22 protein-coding genes and 1 riboswitch are annotated in these 22,570 nt (G+C 48.3%); of the genes, 6 read left to right on the top strand and 16 right to left on the bottom strand.

Annotated features, from left to right (window positions below):
- Nucleotides 1–12: 12 nt before the first annotated feature.
- Entirely contained in the window at nt 13–378 is a 366-nt protein-coding gene (locus tag H8876_RS03920) for a desulfoferrodoxin family protein (RefSeq protein ID WP_249286618.1), read from the bottom strand.
- 26 nt (nt 379–404) lie between these two features.
- Nucleotides 405–602, bottom strand: a complete 198-nt coding sequence (locus tag H8876_RS03915) for a hypothetical protein (protein ID WP_249286617.1) — start codon at nt 600–602, stop codon at nt 405–407.
- Nucleotides 603–1,165: 563 nt separating this feature from the next.
- Here H8876_RS03915 and H8876_RS03910 point away from each other — a divergent pair.
- From H8876_RS03910 to ribH, 5 genes are all read left to right on the top strand, one after another.
- Nucleotides 1,166–2,020: a hypothetical protein gene (locus H8876_RS03910; RefSeq protein ID WP_249286616.1), complete on the top strand. Its 855-nt coding sequence runs from the start codon at nt 1,166–1,168 to the stop codon at nt 2,018–2,020.
- 81 nt (nt 2,021–2,101) lie between these two features.
- Nucleotides 2,102–2,217, top strand: a riboswitch (FMN riboswitch).
- A gap of 209 nt (nt 2,218–2,426) precedes the next feature.
- On the top strand, nt 2,427–3,593 hold the full coding sequence (gene ribD, locus H8876_RS03905; RefSeq protein ID WP_249286615.1) for a bifunctional diaminohydroxyphosphoribosylaminopyrimidine deaminase/5-amino-6-(5-phosphoribosylamino)uracil reductase RibD: 1,167 nt from the start codon (nt 2,427–2,429) through the stop codon (nt 3,591–3,593).
- Nucleotides 3,566–4,261 (top strand): riboflavin synthase, encoded by a 696-nt coding sequence (locus H8876_RS03900; RefSeq protein WP_249286614.1) that lies wholly within the window; start codon nt 3,566–3,568, stop codon nt 4,259–4,261. The genes ribD and H8876_RS03900 overlap by 28 nt, the downstream gene beginning before the upstream one ends.
- A gap of 23 nt (nt 4,262–4,284) precedes the next feature.
- Nucleotides 4,285–5,487 (top strand): bifunctional 3,4-dihydroxy-2-butanone-4-phosphate synthase/GTP cyclohydrolase II, encoded by a 1,203-nt coding sequence (locus H8876_RS03895; protein WP_249286613.1) that lies wholly within the window; start codon nt 4,285–4,287, stop codon nt 5,485–5,487.
- A gap of 39 nt (nt 5,488–5,526) precedes the next feature.
- Nucleotides 5,527–5,991: a 6,7-dimethyl-8-ribityllumazine synthase gene (gene ribH / locus H8876_RS03890; RefSeq protein WP_177265433.1), complete on the top strand. Its 465-nt coding sequence runs from the start codon at nt 5,527–5,529 to the stop codon at nt 5,989–5,991.
- A gap of 134 nt (nt 5,992–6,125) precedes the next feature.
- On the opposite strand, the gene pepD is transcribed toward ribH, so the two are convergent.
- From pepD to H8876_RS03875, 3 genes are all read right to left on the bottom strand, one after another.
- The gene (pepD, locus tag H8876_RS03885; RefSeq protein WP_249286612.1) at nt 6,126–7,586 is read right to left on the bottom strand and encodes a beta-Ala-His dipeptidase; all 1,461 of its coding nucleotides are present in this window, start codon (nt 7,584–7,586) and stop codon (nt 6,126–6,128) included.
- Between the two features lie 18 nt (nt 7,587–7,604).
- Entirely contained in the window at nt 7,605–9,047 is a 1,443-nt protein-coding gene (locus tag H8876_RS03880; protein WP_249286611.1) for a YfcC family protein, read from the bottom strand.
- Between the two features lie 244 nt (nt 9,048–9,291).
- Nucleotides 9,292–10,683, bottom strand: a complete 1,392-nt coding sequence (locus tag H8876_RS03875; RefSeq protein WP_249286610.1) for a Sapep family Mn(2+)-dependent dipeptidase — start codon at nt 10,681–10,683, stop codon at nt 9,292–9,294.
- Nucleotides 10,684–10,785: 102 nt separating this feature from the next.
- Here H8876_RS03875 and H8876_RS03870 point away from each other — a divergent pair, with 102 nt between their 5' ends.
- The gene (locus H8876_RS03870; RefSeq protein ID WP_249286609.1) at nt 10,786–12,108 is read left to right on the top strand and encodes a sigma-54 interaction domain-containing protein; all 1,323 of its coding nucleotides are present in this window, start codon (nt 10,786–10,788) and stop codon (nt 12,106–12,108) included.
- A gap of 4 nt (nt 12,109–12,112) precedes the next feature.
- Here the strand turns inward: H8876_RS03870 and H8876_RS03865 are convergent, their stop codons facing one another.
- The 11 genes from H8876_RS03865 to H8876_RS03815 all read right to left on the bottom strand — a co-directional run bounded on the left by H8876_RS03865 (nt 12,113) and on the right by H8876_RS03815 (nt 22,031).
- Nucleotides 12,113–13,096 carry an NAD(P)/FAD-dependent oxidoreductase gene (locus H8876_RS03865; protein ID WP_417493220.1) on the bottom strand — a complete coding sequence of 328 codons (984 nt, stop codon included), beginning with the start codon at nt 13,094–13,096 and terminating at the stop codon, nt 12,113–12,115.
- Between the two features lie 613 nt (nt 13,097–13,709).
- The gene (locus H8876_RS03860; protein ID WP_249286608.1) at nt 13,710–14,126 is read right to left on the bottom strand and encodes an aspartate carbamoyltransferase regulatory subunit; all 417 of its coding nucleotides are present in this window, start codon (nt 14,124–14,126) and stop codon (nt 13,710–13,712) included.
- Complete coding sequence (gene pyrB, locus H8876_RS03855; RefSeq protein ID WP_465250729.1) at nt 14,127–15,050, bottom strand: aspartate carbamoyltransferase; 924 nt, start codon at nt 15,048–15,050, stop codon at nt 14,127–14,129. It abuts the gene before it with no gap.
- A complete protein-coding gene (gene pyrE, locus H8876_RS03850) occupies nt 15,050–15,706 on the bottom strand; it encodes an orotate phosphoribosyltransferase (protein WP_249286607.1) in 657 nt (218 codons plus the stop codon). The genes pyrB and pyrE overlap by 1 nt, the downstream gene beginning before the upstream one ends.
- A gap of 21 nt (nt 15,707–15,727) precedes the next feature.
- Entirely contained in the window at nt 15,728–16,423 is a 696-nt protein-coding gene (pyrF, locus tag H8876_RS03845; protein WP_249286606.1) for an orotidine-5'-phosphate decarboxylase, read from the bottom strand.
- Complete coding sequence (locus H8876_RS03840) at nt 16,416–17,348, bottom strand: dihydroorotate dehydrogenase (RefSeq protein WP_465250728.1); 933 nt, start codon at nt 17,346–17,348, stop codon at nt 16,416–16,418. Before H8876_RS03840 ends, pyrF begins: the two co-directional genes overlap by 8 nt.
- Nucleotides 17,342–18,094, bottom strand: a complete 753-nt coding sequence (locus tag H8876_RS03835) for a dihydroorotate dehydrogenase electron transfer subunit (RefSeq protein WP_249286605.1) — start codon at nt 18,092–18,094, stop codon at nt 17,342–17,344. Before H8876_RS03835 ends, H8876_RS03840 begins: the two co-directional genes overlap by 7 nt.
- A complete protein-coding gene (locus H8876_RS03830; RefSeq protein ID WP_249286604.1) occupies nt 18,091–19,302 on the bottom strand; it encodes a dihydroorotase in 1,212 nt (403 codons plus the stop codon). Before H8876_RS03830 ends, H8876_RS03835 begins: the two co-directional genes overlap by 4 nt.
- Before the next feature lie 426 nt (nt 19,303–19,728).
- On the bottom strand, nt 19,729–20,427 hold the full coding sequence (locus tag H8876_RS03825; RefSeq protein ID WP_283241746.1) for an amino acid ABC transporter ATP-binding protein: 699 nt from the start codon (nt 20,425–20,427) through the stop codon (nt 19,729–19,731).
- Nucleotides 20,427–21,086, bottom strand: coding sequence for an amino acid ABC transporter permease (locus H8876_RS03820; RefSeq protein WP_249286603.1), 660 nt, complete (start codon nt 21,084–21,086; stop codon nt 20,427–20,429). The genes H8876_RS03825 and H8876_RS03820 overlap by 1 nt, the downstream gene beginning before the upstream one ends.
- Nucleotides 21,087–21,218: 132 nt before the next feature.
- Entirely contained in the window at nt 21,219–22,031 is an 813-nt protein-coding gene (locus H8876_RS03815) for an amino acid ABC transporter substrate-binding protein (RefSeq protein WP_249286602.1), read from the bottom strand.
- Between the last annotated feature and the right edge of the window lie 539 nt (nt 22,032–22,570).

Raw genomic sequence — 22,570 nt, 5'->3', positions numbered from 1 at the left:
CTCCTGTTGAGTCTATGCTTTCCAGAGTCCGTGGAGATTGCAGTATGCATAAACGGCTTCCACTTCTTCACCGCCCAGTGCAAATTCCACCTTAGGTGCTCCGGTATGATCCAGATATTTGATCTGGCTGCCATTCTTAGTCTCAACAGCGATCCATGCGATATGATGCTCTTCTGTCATTGGATGCTCTACGCTTCCAACGCTTACGATCAACTTGTCACCGTCTTTTTCTACGACCGGAACATGCTTTTCCTGTGCCGCATCCGTCGTGTTGGCAACCAGTTCAGTCATCTTCTGGCCACAGCACATTACTGGAACGCCACTGTCCTCTACAAAAGTTACGATGTTCTTACAATGTTCACAAATAAAAAATCTCATGTTTCTTACCTCCTTGAAAATGATCTCTATGATCTACATGCCGGGCCTTCACACTTGCCTGATACCGGAACGCTGGAACGTCGGATCGCTGGATCGCTGGATCGCTGGATCGCCGGATCGCCGGATCGCCGGATCGCCGGATCGCTGGATCGCCGGATCGCCGGATCGCTGGATCGCCGGATCGCCGGATCACACCGCTTTGCAGCCTGTGCAGCCACCCTCACAATTACTTTACCTTTTTGGTATACTTAAATTATACCCGAACACCCCACAAAGTCAAGCATTTTTTGATAATTTTTTGAAAATTCCTTGCAGAACGATGAATTTCAGCATCTACTCTTCCAGCGGCTCTCACCCGGAAATACGTTTCAGTCAGTTTATGCTTCCATCGACCGCTAAACTGACTGAACTATCTTGTCCCAATTCATCACAACTCTATTCAACTGCCTTTTCTAGCAGTTTCGTCTCTCACCTTCAGTCAGTCTACCAACCTTTTCACATTCTAACTGACTGAAATGCATCAATGCGATCCCCGGCCATCGATTCCATCTGATTGACCGTTTCAATATTTCAGTCAGTCTAGCCCTTTTATCACATAATAACTGACTGAAACGCACCAAAAACTTTTATAGCCAAATTTCCGCTACCCTGTCTCCGAGCTGACGGAAATATTACAATAACCGACCTGATCATTACAATTTCAAAACTTTCCTTTGACCCCGCCGCATTTACACATATATAATCACACTACCCAATACCCAACCCCAGCAATGAAAAGGAGTTTCCCATGATCACAACAACACTCTTGCAAAATGAACTACAGGAAATGAAGAAAATCTATAACCGCTGCCAGAAACGCAGAGCCTCTCTGACCTGCCGTAGTCTGCACACACGTTTTGAGCATGGGAAACCTCGCCCATACACTGTAGTAAACGGCAAGCCGACCTATATCGCACAGAAGAATACCGAACTACTTCAAAATATTGTACAATCCAAGGCTTTGAAGCAGCTCCAGCCAAAGCTCGCTCGTAACATCACGCTGCTTGAACAAATAGTGAAAGACTATACCCCGCTGCCTGAGCTCTTTTCTGCCGATCTGACTGCACCCATCATCCAGACTATTCGCGGGACCCTTGCCGGCACAACACAGGAAAAGTCACGAACTGCACAGGCACTGGATTACCTTCACGGAGAGTTGTATCCTTCACTGCAGCACCATGCAACAGATGCAGAGATCCGACGCTGGCTATCAGAGCCTTACGATCCAAACCCTATCCATCCAGAACAGCTGATCCATCGCACACCTGGCGGCATCTACGTCCGTTCCAAGTCAGAACTGCTGCTGGGGACCCACTTCGAATACTGCCACATTCCATATAAATACGAATTTCCTCTTTATCTGGAAGGGAATCCCGTCCGTCCCGATTTCACCATTCTACATCCTAAAACCCGTAAACTGATCTACTGGGAACACCTGGGTATGATGGACATCGAAAACTATGCGATGCAGAACCTTCAAAAACTACTCCGATATTTCGAATGCGGCTTTCTTCCCTATATCAATCTCGTCGTTACCTACGACCAAAACGGAACCCTCGACATGTCTCAGGTTGAGCAGATCCTGTCAGCCCTGGATTTTTAAATTTGGATCCCCATCCCTAAATTTTTCAGAATTTCCTATTGACAAAAGTCCTACGCAGGTCTAACATGATTATAGTTTCATAAACATCTTCGGGGCAGGGTGAAATTCCCGACCGGCGGTAAAGTCCGCGAGCGCTGCAGCGTTGATTTGGTGAGATTCCAAAACCGACAGTACAGTCTGGATGATAGAAGATAACAATGCGTGTGACACGTTTGTTTTGTATGCATCAGCTCTGAAGCCACTGGTTTCAGAGCTTTTTTCATAACAGACATGCAGCAGGAAGCCTTATTTCTCCTGCAAAGCGCTCTGCGAGCATCTTGTGCAAAGTGCTCCGCACCTTCAAAAAACAACTGCCCCGATCCTGCCGGATCGGGGCTTTATTCATATCAACAGAAAGGATATCAACATGATCAATAGCGACTATATGAAACTGGCCATCCAGCTGGCCTTGCAAGGTACCGGCCACACCAGTCCCAACCCGCTGGTAGGTGCCGTGATCGTAAAAGACGATCAGATCATCGGGCAGGGATACCATGCACGGTACGGCGACCTCCATGCAGAACGCGCTGCTCTGGCCGCCTGCACCCAGTCGCCGGAAGGAGCCACCATCTATGTGACTCTGGAGCCCTGCTGTCACCACGGCAAACAGCCACCATGCACCGAGGCTATACTCGAAAGCGGCATCAAACATGTGATCATCGGATCACGTGATCCCAACCCGCTGGTCTCCGGCAAAGGATCCCGGATCCTTCAGGAGCACGGTATAGAAGTAACAGAAGACTTCATGCGTGAAGAATGCGACGCTATAAATGCGATCTTCTTCCATTATATCCAGACAGGAATGCCCTATGTCACGCTGAAATACGCCATGACAATGGACGGCAGGATCGCAACCAGAACGGGAGCATCACGCTGGATCACAGGAGAAAAAGCAAGAGAAAACGTCCATAAAGACAGGAACAGGCACGCAGCTATTCTCGCAGGGATCGGCACGGTGCTTACCGATGATCCCCTGCTCAACTGCAGGATCGAAGGCGGCAAAGATCCTCTTCGAGTGATCTGCGACACAAAACTGCGGATCCCGCTGGATTCTCAGATCGTCCGCACAGCAAAAGAGATCCCGACCATCATCGCAGTCGGAGCAGACCTTCTACAGACTTCCGATACAGGCTCTCCGGTGCTGCGCTCATCTCTCCCGGAAATTTCCCGCAAAGCAGAAGCACTTAAGGCTGCCGGCTGCCGGATCCTGCCCCTTCCTTTAAAAGACGGGCACCCGGATCTGCACGCACTGATGGAAGCCCTGGGAAAGGAAAAAATCGACAGCGTCCTCATCGAAGGCGGAAGCCAGATCGCCTGGTCTGCCCTCTCCTGCGGGATCGTCAATAAAATACAAACCTACATCGCCCCGAAAATCTTTGGAAGTCAGGAGGCACCCGGTCCTGTCGGAGGCGCCGGCGTAGAACTCCCGGCAGAATGCTTTGCACTGGGAACGCCTGATATCCGTATGCTGGGTGATGATATCCTCATAGAAAGCGAGGTGATTTCATGTTCACAGGCATCATCGAAGAAATAGGAACGATCAGGACCATCAACCGCGGAGCAGCCTCCGCCGTTCTCACCATCGCTGCCGAAACAGTGCTAAAAGATGTTCACCTTGGAGACAGTATCGCCGTCAACGGCGTATGCCTGACAGTGACCAGCTTCAGCAAAAATCAGTTTACAGCGGATGTAATGCACGAGACCCTGAACCGTTCCTCTCTGGGAACTCTTCGTCCCGGCAGTCACGTCAATCTGGAACGAGCCATGAAAGCAGACGGCAGGTTCGGCGGTCACATCGTTTCCGGTCACATCGACGGCACCGGGACCATAACCGATATCAAAAAAGATGACAATGCCATATGGTATACCATAAAAACACCGCCGGAACTGATGCGATTCATCATAGAAAAAGGCTCCATTACCATAGACGGCATCAGCCTGACCGTAGCGCGGGAAGACAAGGACAGGTTCCAAGTTTCCATCATTCCCCACACCGCCGCGAAAACCATTCTTTCCGAAAAGAAAAACGGCGATATGGTCAATCTGGAAAACGACTGCGTCGGCAAATACGTTGCGAAGCTTTTGCAGCCCTATCAGGGAAACACGAGTGGAGATCTTCACTCAGACGGCAGCAGCGACAGCAGTTCACATCCCGCATCATCCGGGATAACAGCAGAATTTTTATTACAAAATGGATTTTAAAGGACCACAGGAGGTATTACAATATGTTTCAATTTAACACCATCGAAGAAGCTTTAGAAGATCTGCGTCAGGGAAAAGTCATCCTCGTGACCGACGACGAAGATCGCGAAAACGAAGGAGACATGATCTGCGCCGCAGAATTTGCAACGACCGAAAACGTGAACCTTATGGCCAAAGAAGCCAAGGGTCTGATCTGCATGCCTATGAGCGCAGAGTACTGCATGAAGCTGCAGTTCCCGCAGATGGTCAGCGAAAACACCGACAACCACGAAACAGCGTTCACCGTTTCTATCGACCACGTGAACACTACTACCGGCATCTCCGCAGAAGAACGCGGACTGACCGCAAGAGCCTGTGTCGATGAAAATTCCAAGCCGCAGGATTTCCGCCGCCCCGGGCACATGTTCCCGCTGAAAGCCAAGAAAAACGGCGTACTGGAGCGAAACGGCCACACGGAAGCCACCGTCGATCTCCTTCGCCTGGCAGGTCTTAAGGAATGCGGACTCTGCTGCGAAGTAATGCGTGAAGACGGTACCATGATGCGTACCCCTGAACTGATCGAGCTGGCCAAAAAATACGATATGAAATTCATCACTATAAAGGGACTGCAGGACTACCGCAAACGCCATGAAAAACTGGTGGACTGCGAAGCAGCAGTCAACCTTCCGACAAAATACGGCAGCTTCAAGGCCTACGGCTACGTAAACCGTCTCAACGGAGAACACCACATCGCTCTGGTCAAAGGCGACATCGGCGACGGCAAGGATCTTCTTTGCAGAGTCCACAGCGAATGCATGACGGGAGATACCTTCGGATCTTTGCGCTGCGACTGCGGCGATCAGCTGGCAGCAGCCATGACCCAGATCGAAAAAGAAGGCAGAGGCATCCTCCTCTACATGCGCCAGGAAGGCAGAGGGATCGGTCTCATCAATAAACTCAAGGCTTATGAGCTGCAGGAAAAAGGCCTTGACACCCTGGACGCCAATATTGCCTTGGGCTTTGCCGGAGACCTGCGCGAATACTACATCGGTGCACAGATCCTCAGAGATCTCGGTGCAAAGGAACTGCGTCTTCTGACCAACAATCCGGACAAGATCTATCAGCTGTCTGATTTCGGCATGGAGATCACCGAACGCGTCCCGATCCAGATCAAAGCCAACAAAAACGATCTGGTATACCTGCGTACCAAGAAGAGCCGCATGGGCCACCTGCTGGAAGACATGTAATTCATACCGCTAACACACAAAAAACGAAAGGAAAAGAACATGAAAGTATATGAAGGAAAATTAGTATCGGAAAAAATCAGAGTCGGCATTATTGCAGCACGTTTCAACGAATTTATTACATCCAAGCTCCTCTCCGGTGCTCTGGACACGCTGAAACGTCACAACGTAGAAGAAGAGGACATCCATGTAGCATGGGTCCCTGGTGCGTTTGAGATCCCTCTCATCGCCTCCAAGATGGCTGAAAGCGGCAAGTACGATGCCGTGATCTGCCTCGGTGCAGTGATCCGCGGAGCTACCAGCCACTACGACTACGTCTGCAATGAGGTTTCCAAAGGCATCGCTCAGGTTTCCCTCTCTACAGGCATTCCTGTAATGTTCGGCGTCGTTACTACGGAGAACATCGAACAGGCCATCGAACGTGCCGGCACAAAGGCAGGGAACAAAGGTTCCGACTGTGCGGAAAGTGCCATCGAAATGGTCAACCTCATCCGTGAAATGGCATAATTTTATTTTATGTAAACGCGAACTTTGCAAATCGATAAACTTCACGATCACAAAAATGCCGCTTCGGTCAGCCTGCATCACCCTGCAGACCGCCGAAACGGCATTTTTTATAGGACAAATATCATGATTTTCTTTTATAAGCTTTCGATCAGACGTTTAAAGCATTCCCAGACTCTCTGTGTCGAAGAAATGACCACGTACTCCCCTGGAGCGTGAAGATCACGGATATCTGGTCCAAGCGAGATCATGTCCAGTTTACGATCCACCTTCACTGCAAACTCACACGGTTCCAGACCTGCATGCAGGATCATAAAGGATGGATCCTTTCCGTACAGTTCTCTGAATACATCTTCGAACTTCTTCTTTAACTGTGATTCCGAATCAAACTCCCATGCAGGACAGTCAGACATCACTTCATAGATTCCATCGTATGCCTTGGTCAGCGAAATGATACGCTGGAACATTGCTCTGTGCTGACTTTCTTTTGAACTTCTTGTCATGATCCAGATCTCTGCAGAATCATTCTTTATGGAGATAGTTCCAAGACTTACAGAACTTTCTACAAACTGCGGGTAGTCCTGATCTCTTCTGATGATCCCTGTTTCTGTGAAATCAATGTAATCCAGCACCCTTCTGCTGGAAGCCTCATCGAGAATATGATCTGCAGTTTCCTGCGGAACAGCTTCCAGTGTGATTCCCGGATCATTTACACGATACTCATCTGCAAATATCCCGCTGAAGCGTTCTATCACTGCATCCACAGCAGCCTTATCTTCCTTTTCGATCCCGATTACAGCTTCTGCATTACGCGGGATCGCATTGTATTTCAGACCGCCTGTGATATCACTCAGATCGAATCTTACATTTTCCTCTAATGCTCTTAATACACGGATCAGCAGCTTATTGGCATTGGCACGACCTCTGTGAATATCTTCTCCGGAATGTCCTCCGCGCAGCCCTGTGATTTTGATCGCATAGTACTCTTTTTTATGATCTGCCGGAACTTTTCTGATTGGCACATTGACCTTTACGACCGGACCGCCTGCGCATCCTACAACGACTACTCCTTCATCATCACTGTCTACGTTGATGACGTAGTCTCCCTTTAACTGCGTGAAATCAAAATTTTCAATTCCCTGCAAGCCTCGTTCTTCATCAGATGTACATACGAATTCGATCGCCGGATGTTTGATAGAATCATCCGCCAGCAGCGCCAGACCGAACGAAACACCAATTCCGTCATCAGCACCTAAGGTAGTGTTTTTCGCGATGACACGATCCTCTTCCACCTCAAACACGATTGGATCCTTCGCAAAATCATGCTCTACGTCTCCGTTTTTCTCACATACCATATCCATATGTGCCTGAACGATCACACCTGGATGGTCCTCATAGCCGGGAGTGGCTTCTTTGCGGATCAGAACGTTGTACCATTCATCCTGCTTGTATTCCAGGCCATGCTCTTTTGCAAAGTTCACCAGGTAATCCGACACTTCCTTTTCATTTCCCGATTCACGCGGGATGAATGTCAGGTCTTCAAAGTAATGGAATACATCAATAGGTTCTGTATTTGTTAATAGTCTTTCTTTCATCATCTTTCACCTCGATCTGCTTTAATACAGGATCATACAAGCTAATACAAGTACCAGTACGGTAACGGTCGCAATAAACACTAACAGCTTCCACACGAAGCGTACCCATGTTCCAAAAGAAGTTTTTGTCATTGCCAGAACACCCATCAGCAGGCCGCATGTCGGTGCGATCAGAGAGATCATCGCATTTGCAGACTGGTAAGCAATAATAACGATTTCTCTTCCTACTCCCGCGAAGTCAGCAAGCGGCGACATGATGCTCATGGACAATGTTGCCAGACCGGAACTGGACGGAATGAAGAATGATAACACCAGGAAGATCAGATAGTTCATTCCTGCAAATAATCCGGAAGACATGCTGGATACTGCAGTTTCGCAATAATGTAACAGTGTATCGGTGATGGAAGCATCCGACATGATCACGGACACACCACGCGCTACTCCGATGATGATCGCAACGCTTAATAAATCAGCTGCACCCTTGATGAAGATATCCATGAAAGCATCCACCTTGATTCTGTCGATTATAGCTACTATGATGCTTGCAACCAGGAATACTGCAGTCAGTTCCGGGAACCACCATCCCATAGTCGGCCAGATCGTAACGCCCAGGTCTTCCCAGGACAGTACGCCCCAGATCATGATAAGGAAAGATAATCCGAATACGATCAGGATGAGTTTCCGTTTTAAAGTGAATTCAGGCAGATCATTTTTGTCAAACCCGTTTCCTAAGAAGAACTTTTTATTTTCTTCAGCCTGTGCGTAAACCAGGGATTTCGTAGGATCCTTCTGGATTTTCTTTGCGTAATGCATCGTAAATATGATGCCGGTCGGGATGTAGATGCAGAGAAGTATAATACGGATACCGATTCCATCTGCCATGGAGATCCCTGCGAATTTACTTGCGATAGCAACTGCGAACGGATTTGCAATGGACGCCATAACGCCCAGAGCTGCCCCTATTTTTATAACAGAAAGTCCTACCAGAGAGTCATATCCTGCTGCAATAAAGATCGGGATCAGGACCGGGAAGAACGGCAGTGTTTCTTCTTCGATACCAAATGCTGCACCGGCAACGGAGAAGATCAGCATCAGCGTAGGGATCAGCATGATTTCTTTTCCTTCTAACCGCTTCATCGTAGTTCCGATAGCTGCATCCAGTGCGCCAGTCTTCATAACCAGTGCAATGTATCCACCGATCACCAGACAGTATAAGATAATATCAACAGAATCCATGAATCCTGTGATAGGAGCCATGATCACAGACCACAGTCCCTGTGGATGAGATGCGATCGTATGGAATGTGCCGGCAATAGGCTCCAGCTTGTCCGCATTTGGATCTACATAATCATACGCACCCCCTGGAATGATCCAGGACAGTACAGCTACGATAGCAATAATGGCCATGATGATAACATATGAGTTTGGGGTTTTTAATTTGAATTTTCTCTTTTCCTTTTCCATAATAACCTCCTCAAAACTGTAATTGATTTTCCGAACTCATAATATCGCAATATCCATGCCAAATAAAAAAACAGCAAAAAAGTCATAATTTTATGTGAAAAATATAACTTATTTGCTGCCGGATGAAAAGTCTTTTTGAGATCTATTCTTGATTAAGTTGATTTTAACTTAATTTATTTTTACGTGCAAGTCGTTTTCGCCTTATTCAACGCATACGTTTTATTTGTAAGTCGTTTTCGCCTTACTATATCTCCGTGCAAAGTCTGTAGATAGCATTGGCATAAATTTTTGTTGTTTTGATCAACGTATCGATTTCCAGAGATTCATCGATCTGTTCCCAGGTGATCCCTTCTCCCGGATAATGTGCACCGAATGCTGCAATGTTGGCCATTACCTTCGAATAGCTTGCACTGGTTCCGGAAACCGGCTCACTGTCATCGCCCGTAACTTCCCTATAGCTTTTTAAAAGCGCTTCGATCAGAAAATGATTTTTCGGCAAATACGTTGGCGGCCAGTAAGAAGATTCATTGATTTGAAAGCCTTCTTTCTCGAATGTCGAGTTGATCACCTCGATTGCCTGATAATAATTAGCTGTAATAGGGAATCTGCAGTCGATCCGGATCGTCAGTGTTCCGTCTTCAAACGCCAAAGTCCCCAGATTCAAGGCTGTTTTTCCAGTCAATTCGTCCTCGTATCCGATACCCATCCGTTCCCCGTAAATATCAAAACCGATCTTATCGCAAAGAAACTCCACGACTTCACGCAGATCTTTTGAACCGAATTGGATATAACGCAGGAAATCCAGCATGATCGCAATACTGTTGATCCCCTTCTCGATAGAAGCACAATGCTTTTCCTTTCCGAAAGCCTCCAGCATCACTCCGTCATCCAGAAGCTTTGCATTGATATCATGACGGCTTTCCGCAATATAGACTTCCATTTTCTTTAAGATATCCGTTTTTCTCTGTGTCACCAGCTTTGCACTGCAATATCCCGGGACCAGATTGTCCACTTTGCCGCCATGCATGTACTCGATGTATTCTTCCCCGTCCTGTACGATTTTTTTCTCGAACTCGAACATACCCAGCGCCTTCTCCGCATACGTGACAGGAAAATGCCCATCTACAGAAAATCCTGCAATAGGTGGATTTTCGTGCTTCATGTATACATCCATATCCGAAAAGTATCTCCGGTTATCCGTTCCGATGATCAGCCGGACCTTTCGTTTCAGGCTGCATTTTGATTCCTTTACAGCTTTCAAGGCATAAAGCACCGCGATGAGAGCACCTTTATCCACCGCAGAAGAGCCGTAGATCCGTCCCTGATCTACGATTCCTCCGTAAGGATCGTACTTCCATTCGTTATCGTCTTCATCGTTGACGTCAACATGTGAGAAAATGCCTATGTATGTATCGCTTTCCCCATACTCTGCATATCCGCAGTATCCATCCAGCTTCTTTGTCCGAAAACCCATTTTCTCTGCCAGATCCAGAACACAGTTCAAGGCATCATCCATCCCTTTTCCATAAGGCATTCCGTCCTCGGCTTCGCCCTGGATACTTTTATACTTGATCAATGTACTAATATCCGACACCATCTGATCGGTATTCGCTTCAATCGTCTTGTAAAAATTCATATCGTTCCTTTTTTATCAATTCATGTTGAAAGTGTCCCAAACCCTTGTTATATTTATATTATAAAGTAATACTTTTTACATTTGAATGGGTTTTTATAAATTATGAAAAAAAATTTCTATAAAGATATACTGGAAACCATAAGAGAGCCTCTTTGCGTTGTGGATTCCAGCGAAACGATCCTGTATCGAAATCCTGCGTTCGATCAGCATTTTCAAATTGATGAAAGTGCTGACTTCCATGCGTTTTCTCAACTTCCGGAAAAGTACACGTCTATATCGCTGATCCGGGAATGCATTCGAGACAAGAAATCCGAAACGCGGGTTTTACAGGAAGGGACTGATGCTACACTGGAAGTATCCGTCACTCGCCTCGCAGAAGACCCGGGTGAAGCGGACTGCTATATAGAGCAGATCCTGGCTTTTCCTGCCAAAGCTTCTGATCGTCCACAAACATCCCGGTCCTCTCTCTCCTTTGATGAACTGGTGATTTCAGACAGAGCCATGGCAGATATCAATCAGACCATCTCCCGGATCGCCTACTTCGACTCTACCATACTGATCCAGGGAGAATCCGGCACCGGTAAAACGGCTCTTGCGCGTCATATCCATAAAAACAGCAACCGCGCACAGAAACCTTTTGTTACCATCAACTGCGGATCCATCCCCGAAAGTCTCATCGAATCGGAACTATTCGGATATGCTTCCGGAGCTTTTACAAGCGCCAGTAAAAAAGGAAAGCCCGGTCAGGTGGAGCTGGCCGACGGAGGAACACTCTTTCTTGATGAAATCGGACTCCTGCCATATAATCTGCAGTCAAAATTTTTGCAGCTCATCCAGGAGAAGACCTATACCCCTGTCGGAGCTTTAAAGAGCAAAACTGTAAATGTCCGCATTATTGCTGCAACCAACGAGAATTTAAAAGAATTCATCAAGGCAAAAAAATTCCGCGAAGACCTCTATTACCGTCTCCGCGTTATTGAGCTGTTCATTCCGCCCCTTCGCGACAGAGCCGATGCTATCGAGCCTCTTGTTAATTTCTTTATCAGTAAATACAATGATAAATTCGACACTGCCAAAACAATCACACCTACTGCTGTCAGCATGTTAAAAAGCTATTCCTGGCCGGGCAATATTCGTGAGCTGCAGTACCTCATCGAAAAGATCATAATCACTTCCGGCAGAGATATCATCACAACGGATGACATTCCTCCTCTGCACGATGTGGAACAGAAACAAGAGATCCCATCCGATATCCCACAGGAAGATGATACTCTTGACTTCGAAGCTGCAGTCTCCGAGTTTGAAAGCAAGATCCTTGCAAAGTATTATGCCCACTACAAAAGCTCCTATAAAGTAGCAGATGCCCTGGGCATTACACAGACCAAGGCATCAAGACTTCTTCGTAAATATCAGATTTCAAAATAGATAATCACTTCTGATCCAGATAAGAAACCGCTGAAAGCACCGCCACGTTGCCCTGTCCGGCGGCTTTCACGTACTGGTACGGTCTTCCGGTAATATCCCCGCAGGCGAAACAGCCCGGCACGCTGGTTTCCATCTGCAGGTTCACTTTGACGTGTTCGCCGTCCATCTCAATACCTGGGATCAGCTGCCCAGCAGGAACGCTGCTTCGCAGCACGAAAATACCGTCCGCCGGAAAAGTGCCTTTTGTTGTCTGCACCGCCAGCTGCCCCTGCTTCAACGCATCCACTGATAACGCCTCGCCGGCCGCAGACAACGCCTCGCCGGAAGCCAGGTCCTTTGCAGAAGACTTTGCAGGATCCGCCTGAGCAAGAGAAAAAGCCTCCTCGGCAGCCTCCTTGTTGAGGATCGCCTGAGGAATCTGTCGAACCACCTTTACAGATTCCGACACCTTCGGCTCATCGCGATACACCGGGAAATACAGTACCTCCGACGCCACCTCCGACAGGAAGTTAACCTCTTCCTCCGCTTCCGGGCTGTAACCGATCACAGCCACCGAACGCCCCCGATATAGAGGCGCATCACAAGTCGCGCAATAGCTGACGCCGCGACCCACCAGTTCTTCTTCCCCCGGCAGCAATTTGCCCTGCACCATGCCACAAGCCAGGATCACCGACCGCGCCTGATGCATTTCGTTCTTCATAGTCTGCAGCGCAAAGGTTTCGCCCATCGGGTACACCGCATTGATCTTTTCCTCCGTGATCTCGATTCCCATCTTTTCCAGATGTGCCGCAAATGCATTGCAAAGATCTTCCCCGCTGCATTCCGGAAACCCTGGATAGTTCTGGATCAGGTGCGCCTTGCGGATCTTGTCGCTCAGCTCCCGGCTCCCGAACAGGATGATCTTCTTATTTCGAATAGTTGCTGTAATGGCCGCCGAAATCCCGGCAGGCCCCGTGCCAATAATGGCAATATCATAAGTTTCCATCATAGTGTTCCTTTTCTTTCCATTTTCATTCGCTGTAAAGCATCCACGTTTCATTCATTCTGATAATAGTATACCACAATAGTCATGTTTCAATCAAGAATTACCACAATCGCAAGGCAACCACCCCTGCCACTCGCCGAAAATAACCTATCTCCCACTCCAAGACCCATTCAGGATATTTCCGTTCAACGAAAATACCCTAAATCCACTCCATAGCAGTACGTTGGGATAATCCATGAAAATACACTATCCGAAATCCGATACGCCTACCCTTCTACGTTAATCTGATCCTCAAATCATCGCATGTCACTCACCCTTAATGGGACTGATCCGTTACAACTATCCGATTTATACTCCAGACCAGCATCCAAGGTATTCCCTCCAATCCAGAATATCCGAAATCCATCTAAATCATCCTATACAGATAATCCGCTCGTGCAGCCTAATTTCCGCCAGCAAAATCATCGCCAGGCAACCATCATTCCACCAAAGCAAAATAAAAAACGCGCCAAGCTGTTCTTTCACAAACAGCCCTGACGCGTTTTTCTATACAATTTCTGTCGATCCGCGATGCCCGGCAGCCCAGCCTGCATCCCGGTATTTCGATCCCGGCGCCTTATTTCGCCTTACTTTCACAGTATATGCACCGGTACACTCGCTTTTCCCGGTCAGTCAGCTTGAACACATGAGGCAGTTCCTGCTCCGTAGTGGTGATGCACCGCGGATTCTTACAGTGGATCACGTTGGTGATCTCCTCCGGAAGATCGATATGGGTCCGCTTCGCCAATTCTCCGCCTTTGATGATGTTGACCGTGATCCCCGGATCCACATAACCGATGGCATCCAGGTCGATGTCGATGATCCTGTCGATCTTGATGATATCCTTGCGCCTCATTTTGCCGCTGTCGGCATTCTTGATGAGCGCCACCTGGCAGTCCAGATTATCAAGCCCCAGGATCCTGTAAAGCTCCATTCCTCTGCCAGCCTTGATATGATCCAGCACGATGCCGTCTTCAATCTTTCCTATAATCATCTACTTCACCTCCAAAAGCTTCAAAATCAGTGCCATCCGAATGAACTTGCCGTTACGCACCTGCTCAAAATATTTTGCACGAGGATCATCATCCACCGCAGTTGAGATCTCATTGACACGCGGCAGCGGATGAAGGATGCTCAAAGAATCCTTTGCATCAGCCAGCTTGTCCGGCGTCAGGATATAGCTGTCCTTCAGGCGGATGTAGTCCTGCTCATTGAAGAATCTCTCCCTCTGGACTCTCGTCATGTAAAGGATGTCCAGCTGCGGCATAGCATCTTCCAGATCCGTTGTCTCTACATATTCGATGTTCTTAGGATCCAGTATATCTTCCTTCAGATACTCTGGCAGACGAAGTTCATCCGGAGAGATGAAGATAAATTTCACATTGTCATAGCGAGACATGGCCGCCATCAGAGAATGGACCGTCCGTCCGAATTTCAAATCTCCGCAAAAGCCGATGGTAAGACCATCAAAATGGCCTTTTTCTCGCTTGATGGTCAAAAGATCGGTCAAAGTCTGAGTCGGATGGTTGTGTCCGCCATCTCCCGCATTGATGATCGGCACGGTGGATCTACGGCATGCTACCATCGGTGCGCCCTCCTTCGGGTGACGCATAGCGATGATATCCGCATAAGCTCCCACTGTCCTTATCGTATCCGACACACTTTCGCCTTTCGCTGCCGAGGAACTCTGCGCCTCAGAGAACCCCAGCACGTTTCCACCCAGTTCGTACATAGCCGCCTCGAAGCTGAGACGAGTCCTGGTGGATGGCTCGAAGAACAAAGTCGCCAGCTTCTTCCGCTTGCACTTTTCAGCGTATTGATCTGGGTTTGCGATGATATCATTAGCCGTATCGATCATTTCATCGATTTCTTCTGTTGTCAGCTGCATTATGTCGATCAGATGTTTCATCGTTGTCACTACCCCCTTATCCAGCTTTCATCCTGCGGATCGTTGCGGAATGCCAGCAGCCGCTTTACATCCTCCTGTTTGATGTACCCCGTATCAGCGGCCACCTGCACGATGGTATCAAAATCCGAAAGGCTGATGTTCTTCACATCGGCCTCCGCCATACGAACCAGACCTTTTTCCATACCATAAGTAAAAATGCTGACAATGCCAAGCACCTGTGCACCGGCCTCTCTCAAAGCTTCCACAACCTCAATGGCACTTCCGCCTGTGGAGATCAGATCCTCCACAACGACCACCTTCTGACCCGGCAGCAGTCTGCCCTCGATCCTGTTTCCTCTGCCATGATCTTTGTTACCGGAACGCACATATCCCATAGGCATGTCCAGGATACTGGCTGCGATAGCCGCATGAGCGATCCCTGCCGTACTGGTCCCCATCAGCACTTCCGCTTCCGGGTACTCTTCCTTTACGACATCGGCTATAGCCTGCTCCACCTTATCGCGAACTTTCGGTGCTGTCAGGATCAGGCGATTGTCACAGTAGATCGGGCTCTTGATCCCGCTGGCCCAGGTAAACGGATCTTCCGGACGCAGAAATACCGCCTCGATATCCAAAAGCCCCTTTGCGATTTCCTTCTTTAACTCCAGTCTCTTATCTTCGTTCATCTCAACTCTCCTTATCCTGTGCTATAAAAACTCCGATACACACCGCTCATAAGCCGCCAGCGGATCCGGTGCTCCCGTGATGCTCCGGCCTACCACTATATAATCCGAACCTAACTCCTTTGCCTTTGCCGGCGTCGTCACTCTGCTCTGGTCACCCTTTGCATCATCTGCAAAGCGTACTCCCGGCGTTACGGTAAGAAAATCGTCTCCGCAAATGCCATGGACTTTTTCCGCTTCCAGCGGGGAGCATACCACCCCGTCAAGGCCTGCCAGCTTGGTGTTATATGCATAATGACCAACTACCTTTTCCATATCTTCTTCGATGAGCAGGTCGTCTTCCATCTGCTCCTGTGACGTGGACGTCAGCTGAGTCACTGCGATGAGAAGCGGACGTGTGCCATCCTCTCTTCGCAAACCTTCCAAAGCCGCTTCCATCATGGCGATGGTGCCGCCTGCGTGGACATTGCACATATCGATATCCATGCCCGATAATACTCTCATAGCCTTCTTGACCGTGTTTGGAATGTCGTGCAGCTTCAGATCCAGAAACACCTTATGCCCTCTCTCTTTCAGCTCACGCACGATGGCAGGGCCTTCCGCATAATAAAGCTCCATTCCGATCTTCACATACGGTCGACGCTGCCCGAATTTTTCAAGAAACGCCATCGTCTCTTTTTTGCTGCTGAAATCACAAGCAATGATTACATCTTTACCCATTATGCGCACCTCCGATTATATCCTTCAACTCTGCAATACCATACTTTCTCATCACTTCCGGCAGATCCCGGATCACATTCCGGCAGACATACGGATCCACCAGATTAGCTGCTCCGATCTGTACCGCACAGGCTCCTGCCAGCATCATTTCGATCACCTGTTCCGCCGTGGCGATCCCGCCGATCCCGACCACAGGAATCTTCACTGCATCATACACCTGATATACCATCCTAAGTGCTGCCGGGAAAATAGCCGATCCCGAAAAACCGCCCATCTTGTTGGCGATCACCGGTTTTTTCGTCTTCAGATCGATCCGCATTCCCAGCAGCGTATTCACCAGGGAAATGCCGTCTGCACCTGCATTTTCGCAGGCTATCGCCATCTTCGTGATATCCGTCACATTAGGCGAAAGCTTAGCGATCACCGGTTTTCTGACCGCGTCTTTCACCGCCCGGATCACCGAGGCAGCAGCATCAGGATCCGTCCCGAATGCGATACCTCCGTGCCGTACATTAGGACAGGAAATATTCACCTCGATCCATCCGATCTGATCGCAAAGATCCAGCCTCTGCGCCACCTGCGCATATTCTTCCACAGAAAATCCACCGATGTTAGCCATGACCTTTTTATCAAAAATCGTCGCCAGATGAGGAAGTTCCTCTTCGATCACCTTCTCCACTCCCGGGTTCTGCAGACCTATGGAATTGATGAGCCCCGCCTCACACTCCGCGATCCGCGGCGTCGGGTTTCCGAACCGCGGCTCCAAAGTCGTTCCCTTAAAAGAAAAGCTCCCCAGACAGTTGATATCGTAAAGCTCCGCAAACTCCCGTCCATATCCAAAGGTCCCGCTTGCCGCCATCACCGGATTGTCCAGCGTTATTCCGCAAAGCTCCGTCTGCAGCATGTTCGTCTTCGTCTCTACCACAGGATCTCACTCCTTTCCAGCACCGGACCATCTTTGCAGATCCGCTTAGCTCCATACCTGGTTTCGCAGGAGCACCCCATACATGCTCCAAATCCGCAACCCATTCTCTCCTCAAAACTCATCTCACCTTCAAGGCCTTCCGCCAAGGCTTTGTCCAAAGCTTTCAGCATCGGCTCCGGTCCGCATGTATAAAAGAATGTGGCAGGCTCCTTAATGTTTCGCAGCGCATCAGTCACAAAGCCTTTTTGCCCCATGCTCCCGTCGGCTGTCGCCACCAGCACCTCAGCGCCCAGCTTCTCGAATTCTTCCTTGTAAAACACCTCGCGCTCTGTGTTGAACCCCAGGATCACGGTCGGTCGTGCTCCCGCTTCTATCAAGTTTCTGCAAAGTCCATACAGGGGAGGCACACCGACGCCACCTCCGATGAGGAGCGGTCGTTTCCCGGCTCGCGCAGGCGCGAAGCCGTTTCCCAGCGCACTTAATGCATTCAGCTGCCGTCCCGGCTCATAGGTTTTCAAGAGTTCTGTGCCTTTGCCTACTACCTTGTAGATCACTGTGACCGTCGTTTCTGTCCAGTCGCAGATAGAAATGGGACGCCGTAAAAACAGTCCGTCGATCTTGATGTTGATAAACTGTCCCGGTGCGGTTATGCCGTGCTCCCCGGCACTGCATTCCAGCACCATTTTGCAGATATCATCCGTTATAGGCTTGTTTTCTAGTATGGTAAATTCGATCTCCCGCATCATCGATTCTCCTTTCCTGCATTTGCCGCATTCCAGATCGTTCTGCCGTCCACCACCGTCAGCAGACACCTGCCGCGAACGTTCCAGTCTTCAAACGGACAGCTTCTGCCCTTGGACTGGAACTTCTGCGGATCGATCCCATAAGAATGTTCCAGATCCCAGACTGCGAAACTCGGCTTTTCTTTTTCCAGTTCTTCTTTTAGGCCATGACGGTTTAACGGCAGACCAAACCGCTTTCTTGGATTTGTGTGCATCAGTTTTATCAGTTCCTGAAGCGTAAGCTTCCCTTTTGTTACCAGGTGAGTATAGAGCACTGGAAATGCAGTTTCCATCCCTACGATACCGAAGGCGCTCCCAGAAAATCCTTTTGCCTTTTCCTCTGCACTGTGAGGGGCATGATCTGTAGCGATCATATCGATAGTCCCATCCCTCAGTGCTTCCAGCAGTGCAGCCTGATCTTCTTTTCCCTTGATAGGAGGATTCATCTTGAACCGTCCGTGATCTTCGATATCATCCCTGGAAAGCACCAGATAATGCGGCGCCGTTTCACAGGTGATATCCAGTCCTTCCGCCTTGGCGCTGCGCACCAGCTCCACCGATTCTCTAGTGGAAATGTGACAGACGTGATAGCTGCATCCTGTTTCTCTTACCAGCCTGATGTCCCGCGTAAGCTGTTTCCATTCACTCTCTGAGCTTTCTTTCGGATAGGATTCATCTTCGCAGTGAGCCACGATGATCCTGCCCAGTTCCTTTGCCTGCTTCATAGCCTGACGCATATAGTCTTCGCTGGCAACACCCTTTCCATCATCGGTAAAAGCGATCACGTCCGATGCCATTGCACGAAGATCCGCCAGCTGCTCGCCCTTTTCTCCTACCGTAATGGCTCCGTAAGGATACACGTGGACCTTTGCATCTTTTCTGATCGCATCCAGCTGTACCTGTAAATGTTCTCTGCTGTCCGGACACGGATCCAGATTCGGCATGGAAAAAATATCAGTAAAACCTCCTGCTGCTGCCGCCATCGTCCCCGTTTGGATCGTCTCCTTATATAAAAAACCCGGTTCTCTCAAATGCACATGCACATCTGCAAAACCGGGTAATATGTAACAATTAGAAAAAGAAGAAAAATCAATACCGAGAGACGCGAATCGCTCTCTGTCTTCGGTTCTGATATCTGAAATTTTGATTGCTGTGTTCCAAGTATCTCTCATAAATCTCTCCCTTGATCCATAATTAATTTGTATCTATACATCCTTTTAATTATATACACGGGTATATTGGGTGTCAAGGTTTTTGTTTTCTCTTCTGCAAAGTATTGGTTGTGCTTCTGTAAATTGAAAATGTACTGAAAACGTCAAAATCCACATCAAAAACAGAAAAAACACACTGCAAGAAATTCGTCTTAAACAAAATCAGTAAAAAGCTGTATAATATCTTCTTTGCTCGCATGATTATGCATCGTCTCACACCTCCAAGTCAAAAGCTCTAAGCTATAACCATTCGTACTCCGTCTCTGCGATGATCTGCTCCTAAAAAATCGCTTTAAAACTCATTATTATTTAATTATATCGAAAAACATTCTGTATATCTACTTAAAATACCGCCGTTTGATAGAAAATCATGCCGGTCATCCAGCTTTACGCTCGCAGCATGGATCCCAGAAACGACACCAGTCGCTCGCTTTTCGGATGCTCAAACAGCTCCGTCGGATTGCCCTGTTCCACGATCTTTCCATCGGACATAAACACGACACGATCCGCCACTTCCTTGGCAAATCCCATCTCGTGAGTCACAACGATCATGGTGGTATGCTTTTCCGCCAGCTGCTTCATTACGTTCAGAACTTCGCCGGTGATCTCAGGATCCAGCGCCGAAGTCGGTTCGTCAAAGAGCATAACATCCGGATCCATTGCAAGTGCCCGTGCGATCGCCACACGCTGCTTCTGTCCACCGGAAATATGAGCCGGATACACATCAGCCTTCGATTCCAGCCCGACCATCTTTAAAAGTTCCTTTGCACGTGCTACAGCCTGTTCCTTCGGGATCTTCTTCACTTTGATGGGCGCATATGTGATATTTTCAAGACACGTCATATGAGGGAAAAGATTGAAGTGCTGGAACACCATACCCGTCTCCCCTTCCAGATCGATCTCGCCGGAGGTGATAGTATTGAGACCGTTGATGCACCGCAGCAGCGTACTTTTTCCCGAACCTGACGGTCCGATGATGGCTACGATCTCACCTTTATGCAGCGAAAAGTCCACATGATCCACCGCTTTGAATCCGGAGTAATCCTTGACGATATCCTTCATTTCCAAAATTACTTTTTCGCTCATCAGTCTTCCTCCTTCGCATCATACCGAGAGAAATATTTTTCCAGACGTCCTGAAATAATGGTCAGAACAAACGTCATGATCAGATAAATGATCGCAGCAAAAAAAAACGGTGTCATATCCGTCGTCCGATTTACCGCACTGTTTGTAGCCTTCATCAGATCGATGACCGGCAATGTAGATGCAAGCGCCGTATCTTTCACCAGCGTTACCGCCTCGTTTACTACCGGCGGCAGGATCGCCTTCATAGTCTGCGGCATTACGATGTCCGTCATGGTCTGCCGCCTGGAAATCCCCAGTGCGAAAGCTGCTTCATACTGTCCCCGGTCGATACTGTTGATGCCGCCCCGGTAGATTTCTGCAAAGTATGCAGCATAGTTGAGTACGTAAGTCAGCACGACGGTGAAGAATACATTCATCTGAATATTCAGCACCAGCGGGAAGAAGAAATAAAAGAAAAACAACTGCAGCAGCAGCGGAGTTCCCCGGAAAATCCATACATAAATTTTGCAGAGCCAGCTTAGAGGTTTTATGCGGCTGTTACTGCCCAGCGCGATCGGAAGCCCCAGTGGCAGCGACAATATCAGCGTCAGCACAAACAGTTCTACCGTAAGAACCGTTCCCTCCAGCATAAAGGGCAGAAATTCCATTATCTTATCCATGATCCTATCCTTTCACCTGTCTTAGACGTCAAAAGTTGGGCAGTGTATCCTGCCCAACCGACATGCTTTCTTAATATGATCCAGCAGACCCGACTTTTATCTTGCTGTAAAACGGCATCTGCCTCAATTCCCCTAGTCTTCCAGAGGTTCGAACACTACGATGTCCTTACCGAACCAGTTTTCACTGATCTTGGCAGCTTCACCATTCTCGTACAGCTTACCGATCGCATCGTTCACCTTGTCACGAAGTTCTGTGTTATCCTTTGCAAAACCGATAACATAGTAGTCATCGCCCAGATCATAGCTGCATTCTTTCATTTCGCCGCCCAGGTTCTTGTTGGTGTATTCGCCCAGTACCTGGTCAACTGCGATCACGTCTACTCTACCGGCCTTCAGATCCATGATGGCTGTGTCGTATGTGTCGTATTCCTTGATATTAGCCTTGAAAGAATCATAAGCTTCATTGGATTTCAGCATTTCCAGAGCTGCGGAATCCGCCTGAGTACCGATCTTCAAGTTTGCCAGCTGAGAAGCATCCGTAACATCTGTGCTGGAAGTCTTCAGCGTCATCAGCACGATCTTGTTGTTCAGGTATTTATCTGTCAGCGCCATGCTTTCTTTTCTCTCAGGTGTTACGGACATGCCGTTCCAAACGCAGTCGATGGTGCCGGATTCCAGTTCGATCTCCTTGGCATCCCAGTCGATCGGCTTGAATTCTACTTTCATACCAAGCTCTTCTCCTACAGCATTTGCCAGATCGATATCAAATCCTACCAGGTCTCCGTTTTCATCACGGAATCCCATCGGTGCAAAGGTATCGTCCAGACCGACTACCAGCGTATCCTTGTCAGCGCTCTTATCGGAGCTTCCACCGCATCCTGTCATCACCAGCGTGCCCAGAACCATGATCATAATCATGGCAGCGCATAATAATTTCTTCTTCATAACCATCCTCCGTTACGTTCCTTGCGTGCGTCAGCGTTTTGTCGCTTTAACTCACTAAACTGTTACTTTATCACTACTTTATAATAATATTCAATAAATGTCAAGTTCAAAAAATAATAAAAGAACTCTTAAAAGTACTAAAACCCGTTTTAAATCCATTTAAAACACTTGCTTAAACTGTGACAAAACGCGTAATTAGCAGTATTCTATGGGTGCAGGGAAACATTCCCCGCAACTACAATCGACAGACTACAGAAAATAAAACATCGGAGGCCGCCGGTCTTCAGGTACTACCCAGCCTCATATCACGTTACCCGGGATACTGCGATCCCGTTCGAAGTTCGGCGTCCCTCTCCTCCAAAAAATACAGGTGCTCTCACCTGGCGAACATACACAAAAAGGCTGCCTCCAGGCAGTCTCCAGACTGTAGACAAAAGCCCGACCTTAGAAATAAGGTGTCGGGCTTTTTCTATATCCATATTAAATTCCCAATAAATGGAGACTTCCTGAATAACGTTGATAAAAACCGCATGACTGAT

The sequence above is a fragment of the Lentihominibacter faecis genome (genome assembly GCF_014306095.1).
GTDB classification, from domain to species: domain Bacteria; phylum Bacillota; class Clostridia; order Peptostreptococcales; family Anaerovoracaceae; genus Lentihominibacter; species Lentihominibacter faecis.
The sequence above is the reverse complement of the archived record's forward strand: the minus strand, read 5'-3'. Positions and strand labels throughout refer to the sequence as shown.

What these genes read in the sequence shown, in the direction of transcription:
- H8876_RS03830 (WP_249286604.1), bottom strand. Translation starts at nt 19,302, where the DNA reads ATGAGAGATACTTGGAACACAGCAATCAAAATTTCAGATATCAGAACC.
- H8876_RS03910 (WP_249286616.1), top strand. Translation starts at nt 1,166, where the DNA reads ATGATCACAACAACACTCTTGCAAAATGAACTACAGGAAATGAAGAAA.
- H8876_RS03860 (WP_249286608.1), bottom strand. Translation starts at nt 14,126, where the DNA reads ATGATTATAGGAAAGATTGAAGACGGCATCGTGCTGGATCATATCAAG.
- H8876_RS03835 (WP_249286605.1), bottom strand. Translation starts at nt 18,094, where the DNA reads ATGATGCGGGAGATCGAATTTACCATACTAGAAAACAAGCCTATAACG.
- H8876_RS03880 (WP_249286611.1), bottom strand. Translation starts at nt 9,047, where the DNA reads ATGGAAAAGGAAAAGAGAAAATTCAAATTAAAAACCCCAAACTCATAT.
- H8876_RS03875 (WP_249286610.1), bottom strand. Translation starts at nt 10,683, where the DNA reads ATGAATTTTTACAAGACGATTGAAGCGAATACCGATCAGATGGTGTCG.
- H8876_RS03920 (WP_249286618.1), bottom strand. Translation starts at nt 378, where the DNA reads ATGAGATTTTTTATTTGTGAACATTGTAAGAACATCGTAACTTTTGTA.
- H8876_RS03820 (WP_249286603.1), bottom strand. Translation starts at nt 21,086, where the DNA reads ATGGATAAGATAATGGAATTTCTGCCCTTTATGCTGGAGGGAACGGTT.
- pepD (WP_249286612.1), bottom strand. Translation starts at nt 7,586, where the DNA reads ATGATGAAAGAAAGACTATTAACAAATACAGAACCTATTGATGTATTC.
- pyrF (WP_249286606.1), bottom strand. Translation starts at nt 16,423, where the DNA reads ATGGGTAAAGATGTAATCATTGCTTGTGATTTCAGCAGCAAAAAAGAG.
- H8876_RS03895 (WP_249286613.1), top strand. Translation starts at nt 4,285, where the DNA reads ATGTTTCAATTTAACACCATCGAAGAAGCTTTAGAAGATCTGCGTCAG.
- H8876_RS03815 (WP_249286602.1), bottom strand. Translation starts at nt 22,031, where the DNA reads ATGAAGAAGAAATTATTATGCGCTGCCATGATTATGATCATGGTTCTG.
- pyrE (WP_249286607.1), bottom strand. Translation starts at nt 15,706, where the DNA reads ATGAACGAAGATAAGAGACTGGAGTTAAAGAAGGAAATCGCAAAGGGG.
- H8876_RS03900 (WP_249286614.1), top strand. Translation starts at nt 3,566, where the DNA reads ATGTTCACAGGCATCATCGAAGAAATAGGAACGATCAGGACCATCAAC.
- H8876_RS03870 (WP_249286609.1), top strand. Translation starts at nt 10,786, where the DNA reads ATGAAAAAAAATTTCTATAAAGATATACTGGAAACCATAAGAGAGCCT.
- ribD (WP_249286615.1), top strand. Translation starts at nt 2,427, where the DNA reads ATGATCAATAGCGACTATATGAAACTGGCCATCCAGCTGGCCTTGCAA.
- H8876_RS03825 (WP_283241746.1), bottom strand. Translation starts at nt 20,427, where the DNA reads ATGAGCGAAAAAGTAATTTTGGAAATGAAGGATATCGTCAAGGATTAC.
- H8876_RS03865 (WP_417493220.1), bottom strand. Translation starts at nt 13,096, where the DNA reads ATGATGGAAACTTATGATATTGCCATTATTGGCACGGGGCCTGCCGGG.
- ribH (WP_177265433.1), top strand. Translation starts at nt 5,527, where the DNA reads ATGAAAGTATATGAAGGAAAATTAGTATCGGAAAAAATCAGAGTCGGC.